Source organism: Alteromonas sp. ABH4_457, from assembly GCF_056160625.1.
The window spans coordinates 147,768-170,317 of the sequence record NZ_JBSWXN010000009.1; the positions used below are offsets into that span (position 1 = coordinate 147,768).

The 22,550-nt window shown below is 49.3% G+C and carries 17 protein-coding genes and 1 tRNA gene; 4 read left to right on the forward strand and 14 right to left on the reverse strand.

Annotation, left to right across the window (positions count from 1 at the left end):
- Positions 1-17: 17 nt before the first annotated feature.
- The 6 genes from ACXAGR_RS22570 to ACXAGR_RS22595 form a co-directional block, all read right to left on the reverse strand.
- Positions 18-2,087, reverse strand: a complete 2,070-nt coding sequence (locus ACXAGR_RS22570) for an EAL domain-containing protein (RefSeq protein ID WP_474852654.1) — start codon at positions 2,085-2,087, stop codon at positions 18-20.
- A gap of 338 nt (positions 2,088-2,425) precedes the next feature.
- Positions 2,426-2,512, reverse strand: a tRNA-Leu gene (locus ACXAGR_RS22575).
- 88 nt (positions 2,513-2,600) lie between these two features.
- Positions 2,601-3,275 (reverse strand): 3'-5' exonuclease, encoded by a 675-nt coding sequence (locus tag ACXAGR_RS22580; protein ID WP_474852656.1) that lies wholly within the window; start codon positions 3,273-3,275, stop codon positions 2,601-2,603.
- 2 nt (positions 3,276-3,277) lie between these two features.
- Positions 3,278-5,110 carry a DUF294 nucleotidyltransferase-like domain-containing protein gene (locus tag ACXAGR_RS22585; protein WP_474852658.1) on the reverse strand — a complete coding sequence of 611 codons (1,833 nt, stop codon included), beginning with the start codon at positions 5,108-5,110 and terminating at the stop codon, positions 3,278-3,280.
- A gap of 83 nt (positions 5,111-5,193) precedes the next feature.
- Positions 5,194-6,918 (reverse strand): sodium:solute symporter family protein, encoded by a 1,725-nt coding sequence (locus ACXAGR_RS22590; protein WP_474846196.1) that lies wholly within the window; start codon positions 6,916-6,918, stop codon positions 5,194-5,196.
- A gap of 4 nt (positions 6,919-6,922) precedes the next feature.
- Complete coding sequence (locus tag ACXAGR_RS22595; protein ID WP_303574923.1) at positions 6,923-7,189, reverse strand: DUF4212 domain-containing protein; 267 nt, start codon at positions 7,187-7,189, stop codon at positions 6,923-6,925.
- A gap of 253 nt (positions 7,190-7,442) precedes the next feature.
- Here ACXAGR_RS22595 and ACXAGR_RS22600 point away from each other — a divergent pair, with 253 nt between their 5' ends.
- Positions 7,443-10,892: a PAS domain-containing hybrid sensor histidine kinase/response regulator gene (locus ACXAGR_RS22600; protein WP_474846198.1), complete on the forward strand. Its 3,450-nt coding sequence runs from the start codon at positions 7,443-7,445 to the stop codon at positions 10,890-10,892.
- Positions 10,893-10,919: 27 nt separating this feature from the next.
- Here the strand turns inward: ACXAGR_RS22600 and ACXAGR_RS22605 are convergent, their stop codons facing one another.
- Entirely contained in the window at positions 10,920-11,579 is a 660-nt protein-coding gene (locus tag ACXAGR_RS22605; RefSeq protein ID WP_474846200.1) for a mechanosensitive ion channel domain-containing protein, read from the reverse strand.
- A gap of 269 nt (positions 11,580-11,848) precedes the next feature.
- On the opposite strand from ACXAGR_RS22605, the gene rimK reads away from it, so the two are divergent.
- The 3 genes from rimK to ACXAGR_RS22620 are packed head-to-tail and all read left to right on the forward strand — an operon-like array spanning position 11,849 to position 14,260.
- Positions 11,849-12,754, forward strand: a complete 906-nt coding sequence (rimK, locus tag ACXAGR_RS22610; RefSeq protein ID WP_119502605.1) for a 30S ribosomal protein S6--L-glutamate ligase — start codon at positions 11,849-11,851, stop codon at positions 12,752-12,754.
- Positions 12,754-13,782 carry a succinylglutamate desuccinylase/aspartoacylase family protein gene (locus ACXAGR_RS22615; RefSeq protein ID WP_474852660.1) on the forward strand — a complete coding sequence of 343 codons (1,029 nt, stop codon included), beginning with the start codon at positions 12,754-12,756 and terminating at the stop codon, positions 13,780-13,782. The genes rimK and ACXAGR_RS22615 overlap by 1 nt, the downstream gene beginning before the upstream one ends.
- A gap of 28 nt (positions 13,783-13,810) precedes the next feature.
- Complete coding sequence (locus ACXAGR_RS22620; RefSeq protein ID WP_119502607.1) at positions 13,811-14,260, forward strand: ATP-dependent zinc protease family protein; 450 nt, start codon at positions 13,811-13,813, stop codon at positions 14,258-14,260.
- Here the strand turns inward: ACXAGR_RS22620 and ACXAGR_RS22625 are convergent, their stop codons facing one another.
- The 7 genes from ACXAGR_RS22625 to ACXAGR_RS22655 all read right to left on the reverse strand — a co-directional run.
- Positions 14,261-14,902: a response regulator transcription factor gene (locus ACXAGR_RS22625; protein ID WP_119502608.1), complete on the reverse strand. Its 642-nt coding sequence runs from the start codon at positions 14,900-14,902 to the stop codon at positions 14,261-14,263.
- A gap of 9 nt (positions 14,903-14,911) precedes the next feature.
- Positions 14,912-16,858 carry an acetate--CoA ligase gene (acs, locus tag ACXAGR_RS22630; protein ID WP_119502609.1) on the reverse strand — a complete coding sequence of 649 codons (1,947 nt, stop codon included), beginning with the start codon at positions 16,856-16,858 and terminating at the stop codon, positions 14,912-14,914.
- Between the two features lie 390 nt (positions 16,859-17,248).
- Positions 17,249-18,433, reverse strand: a complete 1,185-nt coding sequence (locus ACXAGR_RS22635; RefSeq protein WP_303574927.1) for a hypothetical protein — start codon at positions 18,431-18,433, stop codon at positions 17,249-17,251.
- A 385-nt stretch (positions 18,434-18,818) separates the two neighbouring features.
- Entirely contained in the window at positions 18,819-19,955 is a 1,137-nt protein-coding gene (locus ACXAGR_RS22640; RefSeq protein ID WP_474846307.1) for a Na/Pi symporter, read from the reverse strand.
- Between the two features lie 103 nt (positions 19,956-20,058).
- A complete protein-coding gene (locus tag ACXAGR_RS22645) occupies positions 20,059-21,111 on the reverse strand; it encodes an aldo/keto reductase (RefSeq protein WP_119503489.1) in 1,053 nt (350 codons plus the stop codon).
- Between the two features lie 55 nt (positions 21,112-21,166).
- A complete protein-coding gene (locus tag ACXAGR_RS22650) occupies positions 21,167-22,240 on the reverse strand; it encodes a chemotaxis protein (protein ID WP_474852663.1) in 1,074 nt (357 codons plus the stop codon).
- Positions 22,241-22,480: 240 nt separating this feature from the next.
- Positions 22,481-22,550: EF-Tu C-terminal domain-related protein (locus ACXAGR_RS22655; protein ID WP_078536286.1), on the reverse strand; the 70-nt coding region annotated here is incomplete at its 5' end.

Consider the following 22,550-nt stretch of genomic DNA (forward strand, 5'->3'; position numbering starts at 1 on the left):
CCGGCATCAGGATACCGCTAACCGGTAGCCCTTATTTTCTGAATCATCGCAGGGCTATGCCGTACTTCATGACAAAAGCGCAACAGTGCATCCAGTGAGTCCGGTTTTGCAATCAGGTAACCCTGGAAATAACGGCAACCCAATGCAATAAGTTTATCCAGCTGCTCTGCGGTCTCCACCCCTTCTGCAACTACGTCATACTGACATATGCGGGCAATTGACACGATAGCATCCACAATCACCGCACTTTTCTCACTCTCCAGCGTCCACACAAAGCTGCGGTCGATTTTAATTTCATTAACCGGCATATTCAGCAAATGTTGAAGAGAAGCATGACCAGTACCGAAGTCATCCAGCGATAACTTAACACCAAGATTGCGGATGGCCTGAATAGACTCAAAACAGATGGTATTTACATCAATAAAAAAGGTTTCTGTGACTTCAAGACACAGACTGCCCGGCCTGAAATGATACTGGTCAATCAGCCTGCTGAGCTCTTCCGCAAACCGGGTATCCATCAACTCTTTTGAAGAAATGTTTACCGATAAGACAAAATCCGGCTGCTGGATCTTCTGTAATGCCAGAATAGCCTGCTCAAGCACCCAGAAGTCTATTTCACGAATGAGTCCGGCCTTTTCTGCCACTCTGATATAAACTTCGGGAGAAAAGCTCTTAAGGGGCAAATGGGACGTTCTCAACAACACTTCTGCACCGGCAATCCGGTTTTCCTCACTGTCGTAAACAGGCATAAAGACCAGATGAAAGGCTTTGTTCGCCAGTGCGATCCGCAGTTCCTGCTCAACGAATCTCGCCTGACGATACTCTTTCCTAAGTTCAGGCTGATAAATTTTATAGCCAAGCTCGTTGTCCATGATCGCGTCGATGGCAATAGTCGTCTGAGCGAGTAACTCATCAACAGTCATCCCTCTCTCACCACGGGCAATCCCCAGCTTTACATCCAGTCTTAAATGCCCCAGAGAAGGAATATTCACCCCTTTCCGGGAAGCCGAGATTAAATTACCGAAGAAAGCCTCGTCGAAGTCTTTCAGCACCAGCAGGATATTCTCATCCTGCTTCCGGACCAGAAATGCTTCACGGTGTTTGTCCTGAGTGAAAGGACCAAATGTGGCTTTAATCAGTGATGTGACCGTTTCCTTTGAGAATTCCCGTTGCAGGGCAAGGTAATTCCTCACTCTGATATTCACAATCGTCAGCGGGCTATTCAGCTTACCCGGATAAAGTCGCTTAAGACCATTCAGGTTAATAAATCCCGAGTCGGGGTCTCTGTCTGCGAGCAGTTGGAGCTTTTGCATTTCTACCCGCTTGATGACAACAAAGTGACACAGAAAAACCAGCATTACCGCCGGCCAAATCAGTGCGAGAAACAAATTCACCGATGCAGGTGTAATGATGTGATGTTTTAACAAGAAACTATTGAGATACAGTTTATAGCGTCCGGGATCCAGTTGATTCAACGTTTCAACCGACACCAAAATACTGGCTACCGCAGACAAATCACTTGCCGCGATGTCGTAGGGTACCTGATAGTGCTTTTCCCACCAGGCATCCACCACGATGCGATCACGGTTAATAAGCTGTACGCCGTCATCAGGTAAAAAATAGACGGACTGAAAGCGCTTGGTACTGAGATCGTCTTCGTCGTACTCAACGTCATCCCTCAGCGAAATAAATGTCACACCGGCGCGGTGCTGAGCCCCCGGGTTATCTGTCTCAATGAATGCATCTATTTCAACTTCGTCCAGATTCGCATATGAAGGCAGTGATGAAGTGTTATCCGCGGCAATGTATTTGAATGTTAAACCACATAATTCAAATAACCTTGGCTCAGACACAGAACAGTCGAGAACGTAGCCTGATTTTGTTTTTTCAAACTGACTTTCTTCCCGGTAGCCGGCTACATCCACCACGCTTCCACTGGCAAGCACATCTTCAGTGACCAGGTTAAACGGCGAATAGCTGAACGTCACCAGCATCAGACTGATAAAAGCAAGGCCGGAAAAGGCATACTTATACAGATGCAGTGAAAAGAGTGCTGAATGTAGTGAAGAAGGAGTTCTGCTGACCATTTCCGGTAAAATTGTTAAGTATTTATAAATCCAATAACCCATTGGTTAATGTCAATGATATTACCGATATGACAGTTTTATAAAGTATAGTTTTCGATAAGCTGTTATGACCAACATGACGAATCACTGAACTTTCGTCTAATAATACGGCGGGGAATCAAGCGTTTCCGCTATCAAAAAAAAAGGAACAAAATAATAAGTTTATAAGTAATTTGCGCTGAAACAGCTAAAAGAATAACTAAAACAGAGAAATAATGAATTTTTTGCAGAATATCAGCAGGTTGCTGAGAATATTAATTGTACTGTTTTGAAATTTACTAAAGAAAAGTATAAAAGAATGGTGCCCAGGGGCGGACTTGAACCGCCACGCCCGTTAGAGCACTAGCACCTGAAGCTAGCGTGTCTACCAATTTCACCACCTGGGCATAAGAGACTTTTTGTATCGGGCGTTTGCCCCGTCTCGTTGTGGATGCGCAATTTACGGATGTTCGGTGTCTTTGTCAATCAACAAATTCAGTTTTTTTCCATTTTTTTGCAAGAAATGGCCTGAGTGTGCAGTAAATCGCCAACACTGACTACTTTCCCGCCATTCAGCACCTGATTTTGCGCAAACCAGAGTTGCAAGGTTGCCATAGCATCATCCAGCGCATTGTGAGCTGGTGCAGCAGGTAACCCCAGGCGCTGCCGGCAAACCGTTAACGTTGCACTGTTTGGCGGCAGTACTTCATGGTGCTTTTTAAGTTGATAGACTGCCAGCTTTAACGTATCCAGTACCACCACCGGCGGACAGGATATTTGCTGAGCCGACAATGCCGCCTGTAACACGCTTAAATCCAGATTAGCGTTGTGACATACCCACAGATGCGTTCCGGCATAACCGACCAGTTGCTCCAGTACCTCTTTAATATGCGCCCCCTGCGCTATTTCTGCACCGGTAAGACCGTGGATGACCGGGCTTTGGGCAAGATCCGCACGGGTTCTGACAACCGAATAAAAGCAACGGCTGATATCTATGTGACTTCCCCGTCCTTCTACCCAGCCGGCAGAGGTAATTTGCGCTTCACGGACATCCAGTGATGTCAGTTCCAGATCAACGGCCAGCAACGGCAGTGTTGCCAGCGACTTCTCCGCCCAGCCTTCCGGCAGTGGCGGGGCTCCTGCCAACCAGCGCTTTAACATACTCAGCATGCTCAGCTCATGCCTCCGGAGAAATTCATCACCGCACCCTGCTGCGCTCTGTCGATAGCCTTAAACGCGGCTTTAAGCTGATGCTTTTCTATGGATGACAATGAAGATACTGATACCCGGTTGTCTGTGACATTGCCGGACAACTGATGACGCCAGCGCAGACGGTTCAGAAACAGCCAGATATCCCGGAGATTTTGCGCATCTTTAGTCGACAATCCGGAACCTGACGGCAATGCCGCCAGCCGTGCCAGTGTAGAGGGCATGGTTAAGCCGTTTGCCAGCGCATAAATGCGGGCAAGATTATTGATGATTGCGATGGCCTTAACCTTCAAATCAATCACATCCTTTTCTTCGTAACCTTTCTCGTAAACAAATTTTTGAAACATCGAGAGAGGGACGGGAATATCATTATTGTGACGCGCCAGCGCGGCCAGAAACATCTTTTGCTTCAAAAGCGGCACTCTGACAAGTTGCATCTTTCTGAACAGCTCTGCGTCTCCCGCAGCACAGCGGGCATCCAGAAAAATATTGAAATGCATAATCGCTTTAGGCGTAGGTTGCCTGACCCATTCACCGGCTTCCTTCTCAGCCTGTGCCAGTGACAAACGCAATTCCGGATTCGATGCCATGATATTGCCGTCACATAACTTGATACCGCACTTCGCCAGACCATTGCATACATAGTCCGCCATGCCGGCAAAGTAGTCTGCCTGGCTGTCAGACGGCGTGGTTTCCAGTAACAGACCATTATCCTGGTCTGAGCCCATTGTTTGATCTTCACGGGCCTGGGAACCATACACCACCCAACTGTAATGCAACGGTGCCGGTCCGTGCTCCCGCTGGTAATAATGTATCAGTTTGCGGGTCATAATATCCGTGGCCTGAGACAATACTTTACCGGCAATATCGAAGTCACCGGGCCGTTTTGCATGGGTGGCAAAGTAGTGTGGCATTTGCCAGGACAGGCGGGTGAGTTCATAGAGGTTATCGGCTTTCGACAATTCACCGATGATGTAAAGCACGTTACCCCGCTGGTGACGGACAATATCTGATGCGGTGATCATTCCCAGCGGTTTACGACTGTTCCTGTCCACCACCGGCAGGTGATGGATATTACGTTCACTCATCAGTGCCATAGCGTCGAACATGGTCCGGTACTGATGAATCATGGCCGGCGTAGCCGTCATAATGTCAGCGACAGACAGAGAAATATCAGCGCCTTTTGCCACTACACGGTTGCGCAGATCTCTGTCGGTTACAATACCCACCAGCTTTTCGTCACGGGTGATCAGCAAAGAAGACACCTTGTTTTCCGACATGATTTGCGCGGCCTGCTGAATACTGACAGATTCTGCCGCCTGAACTGGCTCATGTTCAATGACCTCATGCAGTGCCTTGTATAGCCACATGGAGTTAGATTCCACGACAGCCTGATTTTGCAATGCACCGGTACGGGTACCGTGAAAGAAATCAGCAATCGCAGGGAAACTCAGGGCACGGTGAAACGCAGCGGCGGTGAAACAATACACCAGCCCGGGTTTATCGACTTTTACCGACAAGGGGTAATCTATGTTATCCAGCAACTTGGGATAACCGAAATAGTCTCCCTCGCTGAGGTGACGTTCACTCTGCTCTGCGTCTTTCACCGAAAACTGACCATTCTGGATCAGAAACAACCGCCCTTTATTTTCTTTCAGCAACGTCTCTGTGTTGTCAGCAGTGAGGTAAATCAGGCTGGCTTGTTTCGCCAGATGAATCATCTCTTCTTCATTCAACTGATCAAAAGGTGCAGAGGTTTTCAGAAAGTCTGTGACTTGTTGTGGCACAACGCTCATTGTTTAATCCTCAAAAAGAATAAAGCTCACCGCTGAGGGTGAGCTTTACAGTTTCTGTCGTCAGTAGTTAAGTGCAACAGGTTTTAGTGCGCTGACGCTTCACCTGCACCTTTCGGATAACGGATATCCTCTACCATTTGCTGGATTTCTGCAGGTGCTTCACCGGTCATCTTGAAGACAACGAAGGCAACCACGAAGTTAACAATCATACCCAGCGTACCGATACCTTCAGGTGAAATACCGAACCACCAGTTATCAGCCGTATTCGCTGCCGGATTCACAAACTTGAAGTAAATGATATAGGCCGCAGTGAACGCAATACCCGCCACCATACCAGAGATTGCCCCTGCACCATTCATGCGCTTGCTGAAGATACCCATGATAATAGCAGGGAAGAAACTGGAGGCAGCAAGGCCGAAGGCAAAGGCGACCACCTGTGCTACGAAGCCCGGCGGATTAATACCGAAGTAACCGGCAATTGCAATCGCCACACCGGCAGCCAGACGGGCATAGAAAAGCTCAGCCTTATCGGTAATATTCGGTGCAAAGTTACGTTTCAACAGGTCGTGAGACACTGAAGTGGAAATTACCAGCAACAGACCCGCAGAGGTAGACAGCGCCGCAGCTACCCCACCCGCAGCAACCAGGGCGATAACCCATGCCGGCAGATTCGCAATTTCAGGGTTAGCCAGTACCATGATGTCACGGTCAACATTCACTTCGTTCTTGCTCGCCGGATCATCAATGCTACCCGCTGCATAGAACATTTTGCCGTCACCGTTTTTATCTTTAAAGGTGATCAGGCCGGTTTTTTCCCAGTTCTTAATCCACGCCGGAGCCTCAGCATAATCAGTACCCGCCATATCAGGACCGTTGATGGTTTCAATCATGTTTACACGACCGAAGGAAGCCAGTGCCGGCGCAGTGGTATACAGGATGGCGATGAACAACAGCGCCCAGCCAGCGGATTTACGGGCATCACGTACTTTAGGTACGGTAAAGAAGCGAACAATAACGTGTGGCAGACCGGCTGTACCCACCATCAGGGCGAAGGTGATAAAGAACACATCAATGGTACTCTTAGTGCCGCTGGTATACTCATTAAAGCCCAGCTCCACCGAGAGACTATCGAGTTTCTCCAGCATATATATCCCCGACCCGTCGGCCAGTGTGGCGCCAAATGCAGTTTGTGGCAGGATATGACCGGTAACCATCATGGAGATGAACACACAAGGTACAAGGTAAGCGAAAATCAGAACGCAGTACTGAGCAACCTGTGTATAGGTAATGCCTTTCATTCCACCCAGTACGGTGTAGAAGAATACGATTGCCATACCAATAACCACGCCAGTTACGATATCTACTTCGAGGAAGCGGCTGAATACCACACCCACGCCGCGCATCTGGCCTGCTACATAAGTAAAGCAAACGAAGATGGCACAGAATACCGCCACGGTACGGGCAGTCTGCGAGTAGTAGCGGTCACCGATGAAATCCGGTACAGTGAACTTACCGAATTTACGCAGGTAAGGTGCTAAACAAAGTGCCAGCAGTACGTATCCACCGGTCCAGCCCATCAGGTAAACGGCACCGTCGTATCCCATAAAGGAAATCAAACCGGCCATGGAAATGAATGAGGCAGCAGACATCCAGTCAGCGGCTGTCGCCATACCATTCATGACAGGGGGTACACCACCACCTGCTACGTAAAAGTCGTTAGTTGAACCGGCACGGGCCCAAATCGCAATAGCGATATACAGGGCGAAAGATGCGCCGACGATGATAAAGGTCAGTAATTGAACATCCATGGGCCTACTCCTCGTCTACGCCGTATTTTTTATCCAGTGCATTCATCTTTGCCATATAAACAAAAATAAGTACTACGAATACATAAATGGAACCTTGTTGTGCAAACCAGAAGCCCAGTTTGAATCCAAAGAATTGGATCTGGTTAAGTGCATCGGCAAAAATGATGCCTGCGCCAAATGACACAACAAACCAAATCACCAACAATTTGGCGAGGAGGGAGAGGTTCTCCTTCCAGTACGCCTGCTTGTCGTCTTCATTTCTAAATGCCATCTTTCCGTCCTCATGTCAGGTTAAGTGGATGTTTTATTTTTACATTTATCTAACGACCGGATTTTTGTGTGGCCTCAGTAATCTTTTTTCTGTTTACTTTTGTCAAAAACCACGCAAAAACCCTGTCGGGTCTCGCTTTTTCTATACTCTAGTCGCGGCTTGGCTTTCGAGGAATGAGACCATGGTCGTAGGTAGGAGGATTATAGAGTGAGTATAATACATACAGACATGTTAAAAGGATGTATATAAAACTATGACATTCGCCTGGGTTTCACTTGCACTGGTTTATCTGTTTTTTCTCTTTTATATTGCCAGTTGGGGAGACAAAAACTCCCCCACCGCACGCTGGCTGACGTCCCATCCCGCTATCTATTCCCTTGCACTGGCCATTTACTGCACCGCCTGGACATTCTTTGGTGCGGTCGGATCTGCCAGTCGTGACACCTGGATATATCTGCCTATTCTTTTAGGGCCGGTACTGGTTTACGTGCTGGGCTATAAGTTTATTTATAAAATGACGCTGGTCAGTAAAAAGCAGCACATCAATACCATTGCCGACTTTATTGCCTCGCGCTACGGCAAACGTCAGGGTGTGGCGCTGTTGGTAACACTTATTGCACTGCTGGCGACCATTCCTTATATCGCACTGCAACTTAAGGCCATCGGTTCAACATTTCAGCTACTGACGCAGCAACCGAACAGCCACTTCATCATTATTGTGGCGACCCTGTTCATCGCTATTTTTGCGATTTATTTCGGCACAAAACAAACCGATGTCACAGAGTACCGCCGGGGGTTGATGCTGGCCATTTCGTTCGAATCCAGTATCAAACTGACCGCGCTGGTGCTGGTGGCCATTGTGGGTTACAGCGCCTGGCAAGCCACTGATAATCCTGAGCAGTTCAATACTTTTTTCAGCGACGAAGCCCTGTCGCAGTTCGGCTCTTACTCCTTTATATCCCAGACAATCATGGCCGCCGCGGCGGTAGTGTGCCTGCCAAGACAGTTCCACGTGGCAATTATAGATAACCTGAGCCTGGGGCACCTGAAAACAGCACGCTGGCTTTTTCCCCTGTATCTGGGGATCACCGCCGCAGTCATTCCGGTCATCGCCATTGCCGGTAATGCCATATTTGCAGGGCAGAATGTGGAGCCCGATACCTATGTACTGAGCATGGCAATTTACTCGGAGTCAGCGCTGTTGCAGATCATTGTCTTTATTGGCGGGCTGTCGGCCGCCACCGCCATGATCATCGTCGCCACACTGACCTTAAGTACCATGCTGACAAACGACGTGATCCTGCCGCGGGTTCTGCTAACCAAACACAGTAACCCGGGCAATAAAGATTATGGCCGGCGTATCCGGCTGATCCGGCGTATTGTCATTGGCCTTATTCTGTTGCTGGCTTTTCTGTACCACCAGCAAATGACCAATAGCCGTTCGCTACACTCCATCGGTCTGATTGCCTTTTCACTGGTGATCCAGCTCATTCCTGCCATTGTTGGCGGGCTTTACTGGAAACGTGCTCATGCTCATGGTGTGTATGCCGGTCTGGTTGCCGGACTGGTTACCTGGGTACTCTGGCTGGTGCTGCCGCTGGTGAATGACAGCGCGACCACATTGCAGCAAAACGAACAAATCAGCCAGGGAGCACTAATCAGCCTTGCTGCAAATTTTGCTGCCTACATCGGCTTCTCGCTTTTTGCTCCTGCAAGATTAGTTGACCGGATCCAGGCGGAAGCCTTCGTTTCTCCGGCAGATAACAGAACGGCATCGAACCGCCGGCACAACACCCATGTGACCATTGCTGACCTCATTACTCTGCTGTCCACGTTTATGGGCAGCGGCCGGTGTGAGCAACTGGTGGAAGAATATCAGCAACTGAATCACTGCAAAATTAACCGTGACGAAACGCCCGATGAATCTTTTATGGCCTTTTCCGAACGGGCACTAGGCGGTGTAATCGGTGCATCCAGTGCTAAAGCGTTAATCGACTCCATCCTGAAAGGAAAGAAGCTGGATTTTACCGAAATCATTAACTTCTTCGACGATACGACTCAGGCTATGCAGTTCAACATGACTGCCCTGCTCACTTCGCTGGAGAATATGGATCAGGGGATCAGTGTGATAGACAAGCACCTGAATCTGGTTGCCTGGAATAAACGCTATACCGCTTTATATAACTATCCTGACGGCATGCTGGCAGTGGGTACACCGATTGAAAAGCTGGTGCGGTATAACGCAGAGAAAGGTGAGTTCGGTGCCGGTGATGTGGAAATCCAGATAGAAAAACGGCTGGAACATTTACGCTCCGGTACGCCTCACCGGTTTACCCGCCAGCGCAGTGATGGCCGTGTGATTGAAATGGTCGGCAACCCGTTACCCGGCGGCGGCTTTGTAACCAGTTTCAATGACATCACCGGTCACATCGAAATTCAGCAGGCGCTGGAAGAATCGAACATCAACCTGGAAGCCAGAATTAAAAAGCGCACGGAAGAAGTACACTCCATCAATGCCGAATTGAGACTGGAAATAGAGCGTCGCTCTGAAGCTGAAAAAGAACTTATCCGCGCAAGAAAAGCGGCAGAAGATGCTAACGCCAGCAAAACCCGTTTTCTGGCGCTGGCCAGTCATGATGTTTTGCAGCCACTTAATGCGGCGAAGCTTTATGTGACCGCGCTCGAAGAAGCTGAACTTTCTGCACCGGTTAAAGATATCGTTACGAAGCTGAATCATTCAGTCACCTCCAGTGAAGCGCTTATCGGCACCCTGCTCGACATATCCCGTCTGGATCAGGGCGAACTGAAACCTTCTGTGGAAGCCGTACACCTTCCCGCCCTGTTGTCTCAGTTAACCGACGAAATGGGTATGCGGGCCAGGGAGAAAGGTCTTCAGTTACGGGCCAGGATCCGGGACTGCTGGGTACTCGGCGACAAAACCTTCTTGTACCGTATTGTGCAAAACTTGCTGTCAAATGCAGTGAAGTATACAGAATCCGGTAAGGTACTGCTCACCGTACGTCCCAGGGGCGATCGTGTGCTGATTGAAGTCAGGGACACGGGTATCGGTATCTCGTCTGAGCAACAGGGCATGATTTTCAGTGACTTTTACCGTACCCACGAATCCGCTGAACACGGTGTTGGCCTGGGTCTGGGAGTGGTACGCAGACTCAGTCAGCAGATGCAAAGTAAAATACAGGTGACCTCAGTGCCGGGCAAAGGCAGTTGTTTCACCCTGACCATGGGCCAGGCGTCGCCCCGCCGTCAGACTGATCCAACCAAACTGAGCCGTTCTTCAACCTTCAGAGGGGTCCGTGTATTGTGCGTAGATGATCAGCAGGAGAACCTGGATGCACTTCAAACCTTACTGGAAAAATGGGGAGTCACAGTCGTGCTGGCGAATAACTGGGACGACGCGATACGTCAGGCAGATATATTCTCGCCGCAAATTCTGTTAATGGATTATCAGTTAGGACCGGGCCAGAACGGGCTGGACCTGATTGAGGCTATCCGCCGGCATCTGAATATCGTCGTGCCGGCATCTCTTGTCACGGCCAATCATGAAGAAAGTCTGATTGCACAGTGTAAAGAACAGGGCGTGAACTACCTCACCAAGCCTTTAAAACCAGCCAAACTGAGAGCGTTATTACAAAGTTTGACCCGGCATATAAAAGATAGCCGCAGGGAGCCACGGCAGCAGTAGATTGCCGGCTGGCTCCGGAGAAGAAATTTACGCTTTGGGCGGGCTTTGCCCCTCGCCCTGAACGGGTGAAGTGGCCGGAACAGGCTGTACCGGCGTCTGGCTGTCTGCTGATTGCACGTTCGTACCGTTAGCGGCAGTGACCTTGCCTAATGTTCCCCAGCGCCCCTTGGGATTAACCAGAACAGGCCGGGTAAGAATAAGGTTATTCGGATACAGCACCGTTTCGCGATCCTGCGTGACCAGACGGGTGTTGAACAAATTGATGTCGGCTATGTAACCTTCAATGAAGTTGTCGCCATCGAGAATACGCACATAGTTCCCCCGCCGGTATGTCACATTCGTCAGCAGAATAAAGTATGCGGTAACGTTACTGATCAGCGACCAGTTCGCGAACAGGGCAACACCCAGTAAGGTAAGAATTGACGTAGACAGCACCAGCAGGCCGGAAATATCCACTCCCCAGGCAATCAGTATTAACGCCAGGGTGACAGTGGCACTTAAAATTCTGGCAGTAAACAACCCTTTCAGCGCACTGGAAGATTTGAGTTTACTCTTTTCTACATTCTTTTCGAGACGGGGGATGGCAAAACGGGTCATCAGCAAATAAAGCAACAGCATGACCGCTGTCCAAATCACGTTGGTCTGGTAAGTTTCCAGCCAGCGCGTCACTTGTTCCAACCACTGCATGGTAAGTTCCTGAACAGATGTTAATTGTCGCGTTTGCGGGGGCACAAAAACCGGAAAAAAGTAAACCGGACAACCCCTGACCGGGTTCCCTATACTGAGTTATCGACACGACAAAAAATGAAAATGACAAAGAGGCAAAATTATATCACCTCTTATGTCCGGTTCGTATTATATTATCAACTAAAGCTTTGGTCTGTCTGTGTTTTCATCCGCACCTGTTCGCCGGATGCAGCAGCCCTTATTCTACCATTACAGGTGTAATAAAAATTATGCGTATCGCAATTCTGTCCCGCAATCCTAAACTTTACTCCACCCGCCGGCTACTGGAAGCAGGCAGAGAGAAAGGCCACGAAGTCGATATTATCGACACCATGCACTGCTACATGGATATTACCAGTGCCAGGCCTTCAGTAAGGTACAAAGGTAAGCGGTTGCCGTTCTATGACGCGGTTATCCCCCGTATCGGTGCATCAGTCAGTTTCTACGGCACCTCTGTTGTCCGTCAGTTCGAAATGATGGGGACTTACAGTATTAACGAATCGGTTGCTATCAGCCGTTCGCGGGACAAATTACGTTCATTGCAGCTGTTATCCCGTAAAGGCATTGGTTTGCCACGAACAGGCTTCGCCCATCATCCGGATAACATTGAAGATCTGATTAAAAACGTGGGTGGCGCACCGGTGGTGATTAAACTACTGGAAGGTACTCAGGGTATTGGCGTGGTACTGGGGGAAACCCAGAAAGCCGCAGAGTCAATCATTGAGGCCTTTATGGGTTTGAATGCCAGCATTCTGATCCAGGAATACATCAAAGAAGCCGGTGGCTCTGATATCCGTTGTTTCGTTGTCGGTGATAAAGTGGTTGCGGCCATGAAACGCCAGGCGGCGCCCGGTGAATTCCGCTCTAACCTGCACCGGGGCGGCTCAGCCAGTCTGGTGCGCTTGTCACCGGAAGAAAGAAAAACGGCTATTGCAGCGGCAAAGACCATGGGTCTGAATTGCTGTGGTGTAGATATTCTCCGCTCTAACCATGGACCGGTGGTGATGGAAGTAAACTCGTCACCGGGTCTGGAAGGTATTGAAGCAGCCACCAAAAAAGATGTGGCGGGCATGATTATCGACTTTATTGCCAAATCAGCAAAACCGGGCAACACCCGTACACGAGGTAAAGGTTAATGGCAGAAAAAGCACTGGAAATTGGTGGTCAGCGTATTCTGCCCGGCGAAAGCAAAAAGATTGAGCTTGAAATGCCGCCGCTTTATACCGCTACCAACATGAGTATTCCGGTCTATGTAAAACGAGGTAAACGACCCGGCCCGACTATGTTCGTGTCGGCGGCTATCCACGGTGATGAACTGAATGGCATTGAAATTGTGGGCCGTCTTATTCATTCCAAAGCTATTGAAAGGCTTCGCGGAACACTTATCGCTGTTCCTATGGTGAATGTGTACGGTGTACTGAACCAGTCACGTTACCTGCCTGACCGCAGAGATCTAAACCGCAGCTTTCCAGGCAGCAAAAAAGGCTCTCTGGCAGGCCGTCTGGCGAACCTCTTTTTTAAAGAAGTGGTGAGTAAGTGTGATATCGGCATCGACCTGCATACCGGAGCCATACACCGCAGTAATCTGCCGCAGATCCGCGCGAATCTGGATGATCCGGAAGTGCTGGGAATGGCGAAAGCATTTGGTGTACCGGTATTACTGAACGCAGATTTGAGAGATGGCAGTCTGCGTCAGGCCGCCAGCGAAGATGGCGTAAAAATTCTGTTGTACGAGGCTGGCCAGGCACTGCGTTATGACGAGTTTTCTGTCCGCGCCGGCGTAAGAGGCATTATTAACACCATGCGCCACGTGGGCATGCTGAACAAGAGTCGCAGTAAAGGTCACGACATTAAGCGCTTTATTGCCAGAGAAAGTGGCTGGGTGCGGGCACCGGAAAGTGGTCTGGTGAATCATATCGCCCAGTTAGGTGACCATATTGTTAAAGGTGACAAGCTGGCGACGATTTCCAATCCTTTCGGTGAGGTACTGGAAATTATGTACAGTCCTATGGATGGTGTAATTGTAGGTAAGCAGAATATTCCGCTGGCGCAGGAAGGCGAAGCGATTTATCACATCGGCTACTTCAAACAACCGGACACGGTGGCTGAACACGTCGAATTACTACAGGATAACCTGGTAACAACCGAACAATCCCAACCATAGGTTGACTACCTTTGTTAGAGGAACACTGATGCAAGAGCAACAAAAACGCTTGATAGGTGCACTGGAATATTGTGATTTACCCGAGCTGACCATTAACGACCTGACAATCCGGGTCGATACGGGGGCGGCAACGTCGTCATTACATGTCGATAATATCGACGAGTTCGACCGTGACGGCGATTTATGGGTGAGTTTCGATATTCATCCTGACATTCACAATGTAGACAGCATTGTGCGCCGTGAGGCGAAAGTCGTCGCCCGCAAGAAGGTGAAAAGCTCCACGGCAACCCTGGAGCGCAGATATGTTATCGACACGGAAGTGGTGATGTCCGGTGAAGCCTGGCGGATCCAGTTAACACTCACCGACCGGCGTGAAATGACTTATCTTATGTTGTTTGGCAGAGAAGCCATGAACGGGCGCTTTATTGTAGACCCGGAACATGAGTTTATTCTGACGGAAAAACGTCCCGCCGGATAATTATTTCGGCGGCTCGAGCTCAAGCTGGGAGGCAATCAGTACCGCCTGTGTACGGTTGTTAATACCCAGCTTCTTAAAGATAGCGGTGACATGTGCTTTCACCGTTGCCTCTGCGATATCCAGGTTATAGCCAATTTGCTTATTCAGCAAACCATCCCGCATGTAACACAGCACTTTGTACTGAGAAGGTGTTAACGACGCCACTTTATCTGCCAGTTCGGAAAACGCTTCGTCGACCTCTTCAATCTTTTCACTCACCGATTCCGGTAACCAGATATCACCGTCAAGAATAGACTGCACAGCATTAGCGATATCACCGGAACTGGCTGTTTTCGGAATAAATCCCAGCGCGCCTACACCGACAATTTTAGAGATAATGGCAGCGTCCTCTGTACCGGAGACAACGGCTACAGGAAGCTCGGGATAAAGTTTACGGATGTGCACCAGACCAAACATGTCATGGCTGCCGGGCATATGTAAATCGAGAAGAAGCAGGTCGATATCTTCTTTTTCGAGGATATCGACCGTGGTAGTCAGATCGCCGGCTTCCCGTAGAATGAGATCCGGCAGGGTTAACGATAACGCTCCCCGCAGTGCATCCCGGTACAGCGGATGGTCATCAGCAATCAGCAGCGTTATCATTCTTTTCCCTTATTTGTTTAAGCGCTCCTCGATGAGTGTATCAACAACGGAAGGATCCGCCAACGTTGAGGTATCACCAAGTTGCTCATGCTCGTTAGCGGCAATCTTACGCAGAATGCGGCGCATAATCTTACCTGAGCGAGTTTTAGGCAGTCCGCGGGACCACTGAATCATATCCGGTGTGGCAATCGGGCTCAGTTCCTGACGTACCCACGCACGCAGTTCTTTCGTCAGCGCCTCGTCCGGCTCAATACCTTCGTTAGGGGTAACGTACACATAGATACCCTGCCCTTTGATATCGTGGGGATATCCCACCACCGCAGCTTCAGCCACTTTAGGGTGAGCCACCAGCGCACTTTCAATTTCAGCAGTACCTAAGCGGTGACCGGAAACGTTCAGTACATCGTCCACGCGACCTGTGATCCAGTAGTATCCGTCTTCATCACGACGGGCACCGTCACCGGTAAAATACACGCCTTTGTAGGCACTGAAGTAAGTCTGGATAAAGCGCTCGTGGTCACCGTAAACAGTACGGGCCTGGCTTGGCCAGCTGTCTTTAATCACCAGGTTCCCTTCAGCGGCACCTTCCAGATCATTACCGTCTGCATCAAACAGCGCAGGCTGGATGCCAAAGAACGGACGGGAAGCCGAACCAGGCTTAAGTGGCGTCGCACCCGGCAGCGGAGTAATCATCATGCCGCCGGTTTCTGTTTGCCACCAGGTATCCATAATGGGACAACGGCTCTGACCAATCACGCGGTAATACCATTCCCATGCTTCCGGGTTAATTGGCTCACCCACAGACCCTAACAGACGCAGAGAAGACAAATCGCAACCTTCCACCGGCGCTTCACCATGGGCCATCAGGGCGCGGATTGCAGTAGGTGCTGTGTACAGGCTGTTCACCTTGTACTTTTCTACTACCTGAGCAATACGGCGTACGTCAGGGTAAGTAGGCACACCTTCAAAGAATACCTGAGAAGCACCATTGATCATCGGTCCGTAAACCATATAGCTGTGACCTGTGATCCAGCCCACATCCGCTGTACACCAGTAAATGTCATCTTCACGATAATCAAAGGCGTACTTAAAGGTCATAGATGAATACAGCAGGAAACCACCGGTAGTATGCACCACACCTTTTGGCGTGCCGGTTGAGCCTGATGTATACAGAATAAACAGCGGGTCTTCCGCGTTCATGACTTCCGGTTCGCACTGGGCTGAACAGTCTTCAGTAAGCTCGTCCCACACCACATCAACGTCGCTGTTGTAGTTAACATCGCCGCCGGTCAGCTTGTGTACAATGACATTAGTGATAGACGGGCACGCACCGTTAGCCAGCGCTTTATCTACATTCACTTTAAGAGGGACAGAACGGCCTGCACGGCGGCCTTCATCACAAGTAATAACAACTTTAGCTTTACTGTCGTTAATACGGTCCGCGATTGCATTAGGCGAGAATCCGCCGAAGATAACAGAATGCACCGCACCGATACGGGCACATGCCAGCATGGCATAAGCAGCCTGCGGTACCATAGGCATGTATACCGCAACGCGGTCGCCTTTACCGACACCCAGCTTTTTCAGGCCGTTTGCCAGTTTACATACTTCGTAATGCAGTTCCTGATAAGTGATTTCCTGGCTGTCTTCAGGGGAATCACCTTCCCAGAACAACGCCGTTTTCTTTGCATTCTTCGCCAGGTGGCGGTCGATGCAGTTGTAGCTGGCGTTGATTTCGCCGTCTTCGAACCACTTGATTGAAACGTTATCTGCGCCAAATACCGTATTCTTGGTTTTAGTTGGTTTCTTGTACCATTCTAACGTTGAAGCGTACTCTGCCCAGAAGCCTTCCGGGTCTTCTACAGAGCGCTTATACATCTGATCATACTGCTCTTGCGTCAAATGCGTGTTTTCCAGAATGTTGTCCGGTACAGGATACGTCTTGCTGGCAGTCATGGATAATGCCTCCGATGTCATGTTAATCCAGTAATAATTGTCTGTTAAACAGGGTAGCCATTCTAAGGTAAAGCAAAATGAGACTTTGGTCTTAGCGATTTTGCTCTTTTAAGACAAAAAGATACAACCTTAGTCTCATAGACCAACAGCCAGTTTTTTAATTCAGAGGAATACATCCTCTTTTGAAAAAATAACGAAAAAATCACAATTATCTTACCTTTAACCTGACTGCGTAAAAGAAGATAATCCGGATAAATTGCTCAACAGACCCGATGAACAAAAGCTGAAAGTATTCAGATAAACAGTGCCACCCTCACCGGCTATTTGCGCAACTGATAGTGAATATCACGCAGACAGCAGACGGGGTGGCAGGATGCCGCTAAATTTGCCTCAGAACTTAAAGATCACACCGGCACGTGCAACCACGGTTGTGAAGCTTTCAAAGTCAGAACCATACTCAGTATCGAAGTGAGTTAACTGAGCAAAAGTGGTTAAGCCTTCGGTAGCCTGATAGCCATAGTTAATATAGGCAGTCGTGTTTTCGTTCAGGCTGGTTGCAGACAGGCGATCACGGTCACCGGAGTCTACCGACGCACTACCGTAACCTACTTTCACGTTATGCCCTGCTGCCGGCGTCCAGCTTGCGTACATCATATAGCCACTCTCTGAGAAGCTTTCGCTAACCACACCGCCACTTAATGTCACTGCCGGCGCTACACCCAACGCATTCTGGTTGTTCAGTGCTTCACCGGTGTAGTATTCACCATTCAGGCTAACCGCTCCGAAGTTAAGTGTTGTGTACACTTTAAAGAGGTTGGCATCCTGGTTACTGCCTTCAACATAGCCCGGCTCATCTTCAAACTGCAGTTCGGCTACGTGTGCCGCAAAACCGATGACGTGGCCGGATATTTTGTAGTTAGCATCTACAGCGAAGCCCGGCATACCACCCAGCTCATTATTATTCACACCGCTGCTACTCAGGTTACGGCCCTTACCGGTGATTGCGCCGGTCAGGGTTAAGTTATCAACTTTATAAGTTGCACCCGCTTCCATGGCGAGGAAGCCGGAATTACCTGCACGGTAACCATTACCAACCCAGTTGTAGCTGCCGCTGGATTTGATCCCTGATGCAGTAGACCATTTCTGGCCGGCAAACAGCGTCAGATTATCGCTGTAATCGTAATAAAGCGTTGCCAGACGAAGTCTTGGCTCCTGCGCCTGCAATGCGGTTTGGTTAGTAAAGCCGTCTTCACCATCAATGAAATCCAGCTCAAGTACTCCGCGAATTTTATCGTGCTTCATATTGAGGGAGAAACGGGACTGAGAAGCCTGGAAAGAAGTAGACTGGGATTCCAGATAATTCGTTTCTTGCGCAGTTGCAGGGGCACCGCCGAAAATATCCGTTCTCAGTGCATGTGTTGGTGCAACATGACTGTAAGTACTTCCGTAACTGCCGACCCCCTGACTGGATGTCACGACTTCCGTTTTGATCATGCCTTTGAAGCTGAAATCATAAGCGTAGACAGGGCTACCCGCCAGGATAAGTGCGCACGAGGCTGCAATGCGTGTATACATGTGTTTTCTCCCGATTCATTTTTAAAATCAGATTTGGTTTTTAAATGGTGTTCTTTTTTCTTATTGAGGATAAAGCGAAGGGACGAACAGGTACGTCACCCTCAACCTTCTAACGAAAAATTAACATTAACAAAACAATTTCATTGTGAGACAAATTACAGCGGATTACCCTATAAATCATGAATGTTGCGACCAAAGTCTTACGATTCAGGGAGGATACGAACCTTTTCCGGCTCATTTATTGTTTTTGCTGTGACTTAATAAAATCAGTCACTTAATTATTGTTGATGAACCCGGATTCTGCGAGCTTTTTGCGGTGTAATCTGCATTTTCCGGCGGGGATGACAGGGCCGCTTCAGATTGATGTGAAGCGGCGGAATGTAAATCACTGTGAAATAAAAATCACAGACAGCGGCATAACAAAGAACAATCCGGCAATATAAGCAGCACCGTAAATTTTACGCTCTGCTGCCAGACCGGCCAGTGATGATGACAGACTGAGTGGAATGTTACGCAGAAAGGGCAGACCAAATATCAGCAGCACTGAAAAGATATTAAATAACAGATGCACCAGCGCAATCTGCATGGCAACACCACCCATCGGGCCAGTCACCGCCAGCGCAGCGATAAGCGCGGTAATACAGGTACCGATATTTGCACCCAGTGTAAACGGATAAATATCACGGGCTTTCAGAATGCCACTACCCACCAGCGGAACCATCAGTGACGTGGTGGTAGACGATGACTGGACCAGCACTGTCATTACAGCCCCTGAAGTAATGCCTGATACCGGCCCTTTGCCGATACTGGTGTGCAGAATATCTTTCGCCCTGCCTACCATAAGCACTTTCATGACTTTTCCCATCAGTGTGATTGATGCCACAATCAGCAAAACACCCAGCAGGATTTTAACGACCCCGGGATACACAGACGGCAGGAACATAAGGCCCTCTGTGACCCAGTGTACAACCGGTTCAGTGACCGCCTTTACCGGATTCACGCCGGACATTGCCACACTGTTGTCCATCTGCAGCAGCGAGACAAGATACTGACTGCTTTTTTCTAATATCCCTGTCGCCATTTCGAGCGGCAGGAAAATCATCACCGACATAACATTAAAGAAATCATGAATTGTCGCGGCATGGAAAGCCCGTCTGAACTCATCTTTGCGGGCTACATGCCCCAGGCTCACTATGGTGTTGGTAATACTGGTACCGATATTCGCTCCCATTATCATCGGCACAGCAATAGGTACGGGCAACCCGCCTGCAACCATGGCAACTATGATGGAGGTCACCGTGCTGGATGACTGAATGAGGGCGGTACTGACCATGCCGATGATCAGGCCCATCACCGGATTTGAGGCAAATTCGAATAAACCCCGCGCATGGTCAGCGGTGGCGAATTTAAAGCCACTGCCAATCATCGATACTGCCAGCAGCATCAGATAAACCAGGGCAAGGAGTACAAACCAGTTTTTTATTGAATGACGTGGCGTTCCTGCCGCAACCGTCGGTTCCATGTTGGTATGGGATAGCGTCATAATAAAGCATACACTCACTTATGTTCAGATAAGCAAGTGTATGGCGGATTTATGACAGCGAAATGAACGCGGCAGTCATGCCTCAGAAAGGAACAGGATACGCTCTGTAAACGTCTTCGATTTGGCGCAGTACGGCAGAATCCAGCGTTAAATTAAACGCATCAATGTTCTCTGCCAGTTGCGCTTCAGTAGTGGCACCGATGATAGTTGCAGTGACTCCCGGTACCTGCTGACACCAGGCCAGCGCCAGTTGCGAAGGTGTAATCCCTGCACGGGAAGCAATTTCCACATAACGCCGTGTTGCATCGTGGGCCGGCTGCTTATCACGGAACAGACCCTGACGCTGAACATACGTCCAGCGGGATCCTTTCGGTCTCGCATCGTCCAGATATTTACCGGCCAGCATTCCCGTTGCTAATGGTGACCATGGCAAATAAGCAATATCTTCCAGGTGGCACATTTCAATCAGGTAGGGTAGATCCTTTCCGTGCAGCAGGCTGAACTCGTTCTGAATGGATACCGGTTTCGGTATACCCATTTCATCACATAAACGCAGGAAAGTATGAATGCCCCAGGGCGTGTCGTCAGACAGTCCCCAGTGACGGATTTTACCGGCATCGATGGCGGTTTTCAGACCGCTGAGGATATTGCGCATTCCTTCCGTTTCTTTTTCTTTATCGAAGGTGGTGGGATCCACTTTGCCTGGCCAGTGTTTACCGAAATGCGGAGAGGTACGGTTCGGCCAGTGCAACTGGTACACATCAATGTAGCTGGTCTGCAAACGCTTCAGCGAACCTTCAATGGCAATACCAATATTCTCAGCGTTGATAATATCGCCGTTGCGGATCCAGCTGATACCGCTGCCTGCGATCTTGGTCATGATGATGAGCTCTTCACGCTGGCTCTGGTTGCGACTCAGCCAGTCGCCCAGTTGACGCTCCGTATCACCGGATGTCGGCTCGTTCGGCGGTATCGGGTACATTTCAGCTGTATCAATGAAGTTTACGCCTCTGGACAGTGCCAGAGCCATTTGCCCGTCAGTATCCTGCTGGGTATTCTGAATGCCCCAGGTCATCGTACCCAGGCACACTTCAGAGACTGACAGCCCGCTGCTGCCCAACGTTGTATATTTCATATTGCAGTTAACCTGTTTCTCATTCATTTTTGGTGTGGCTGTCTGCCGCTTAGCCTCATTTCGCTACAGAATTCTGTTCCTGAAGCCGGGCTTCGGCTTTCGCCAGCTTTTTCTCGATATCCCTGCGGGATTCCACCATCTCGTTTGCCAGCTCAGCCAGCGACTTAAATTCCGCAAACCCGAGCTGCCGGGTATCAATTTTCTGATATTGCCTTTTACAACGGTAAAAGAACATGACGAAATTAGCAAAAGCACGGTGAAATGTGGCGAAGCTTTTGACAAGCAGTAAAATCAATGCGATGGATGTCACTGCCGCAATCGACAAACTGTACACCCTGACTTTGTTTTGCTGATCGGTGATCAACGGCTGCAATGCGGTTTCCACACTTCGCAGCTTGTCTTCCACATCATGGGCCTGACGCCTGAAGGCTCCCTGCAGGCCATCATTATGGGTGACGCCCATTGTCGTAACAGCGTCAGCCAGTTGATTAAATACCCGTGTGTACTCTGCCGTCAGAGTTTGTGCCTGCCCGTCATTACTGATCACCGCCGCATGCTGCAACTTCTCAAGGGCCTGACGTACAGCCTGACGGTGAAAGCTCTCACGGGTCAGTAGATAACTACGGGTAGCCAGTTGCAGGGCGACTTTCAGCTGATAAGCCTCACTACCATAGGCAAAGAATGGCACCCGCGACATGTCATCCTCAATGCTAGTGAGTTTGCCCTGAAAACCGGACTGGCGGGTTAACCCCAACTGACTTTGCAGGGTAACCACTTCACGGAACAGGCGCTGGTAATCATGCATGCTTTGCGCAAGTTCGCCGGTTTGCTCTACCGGCAACGCATAGTCGGCCAGCAGCGGCGACAACCCGGCAAGATCATTATTAAACCGCTCAGAGCGCACCGTGAACCGGTGGTAATAATCCATCTGATGTCGCAGCAGGAAGTCTTTTTCGTGACGCCTTAATTGCAACAACTCCTGCTCCAGATGCAGCAATAAATTGTGTTGCTCATGTAAATGGAAGAGGCGCTTAGTGAATAAATGCTGGTTTACCACCAGCAAACTCATTCCTGACACGCAGATCAGGGTCATCAACATCAGGCGGGACTTAATGGAATCAAATTTCATGGCGAACACCATTTTTGTGGAAACATCTCAGGGTAACGCAGCTATGTGAAGGGATTGTTGCATCAGGCATTATCATCCACAGCTCGAAAAGCGGCGGCGATGATAACACTTCCGGTAAAAGATGCACCTGCTGATACTTGCAAAGGAAACATTATTGGCAGGTCATCAGGTTTAACGGGTCACTAAAAACAAAAAAGGCCGCTTGCGCGACCTTTTTCCGGACTAGTGTGTAGTCATCAATTACTTGATGATTTTAGCTACAACACCAGCACCTACTGTACGACCACCTTCACGGATTGCGAAGCGCAGA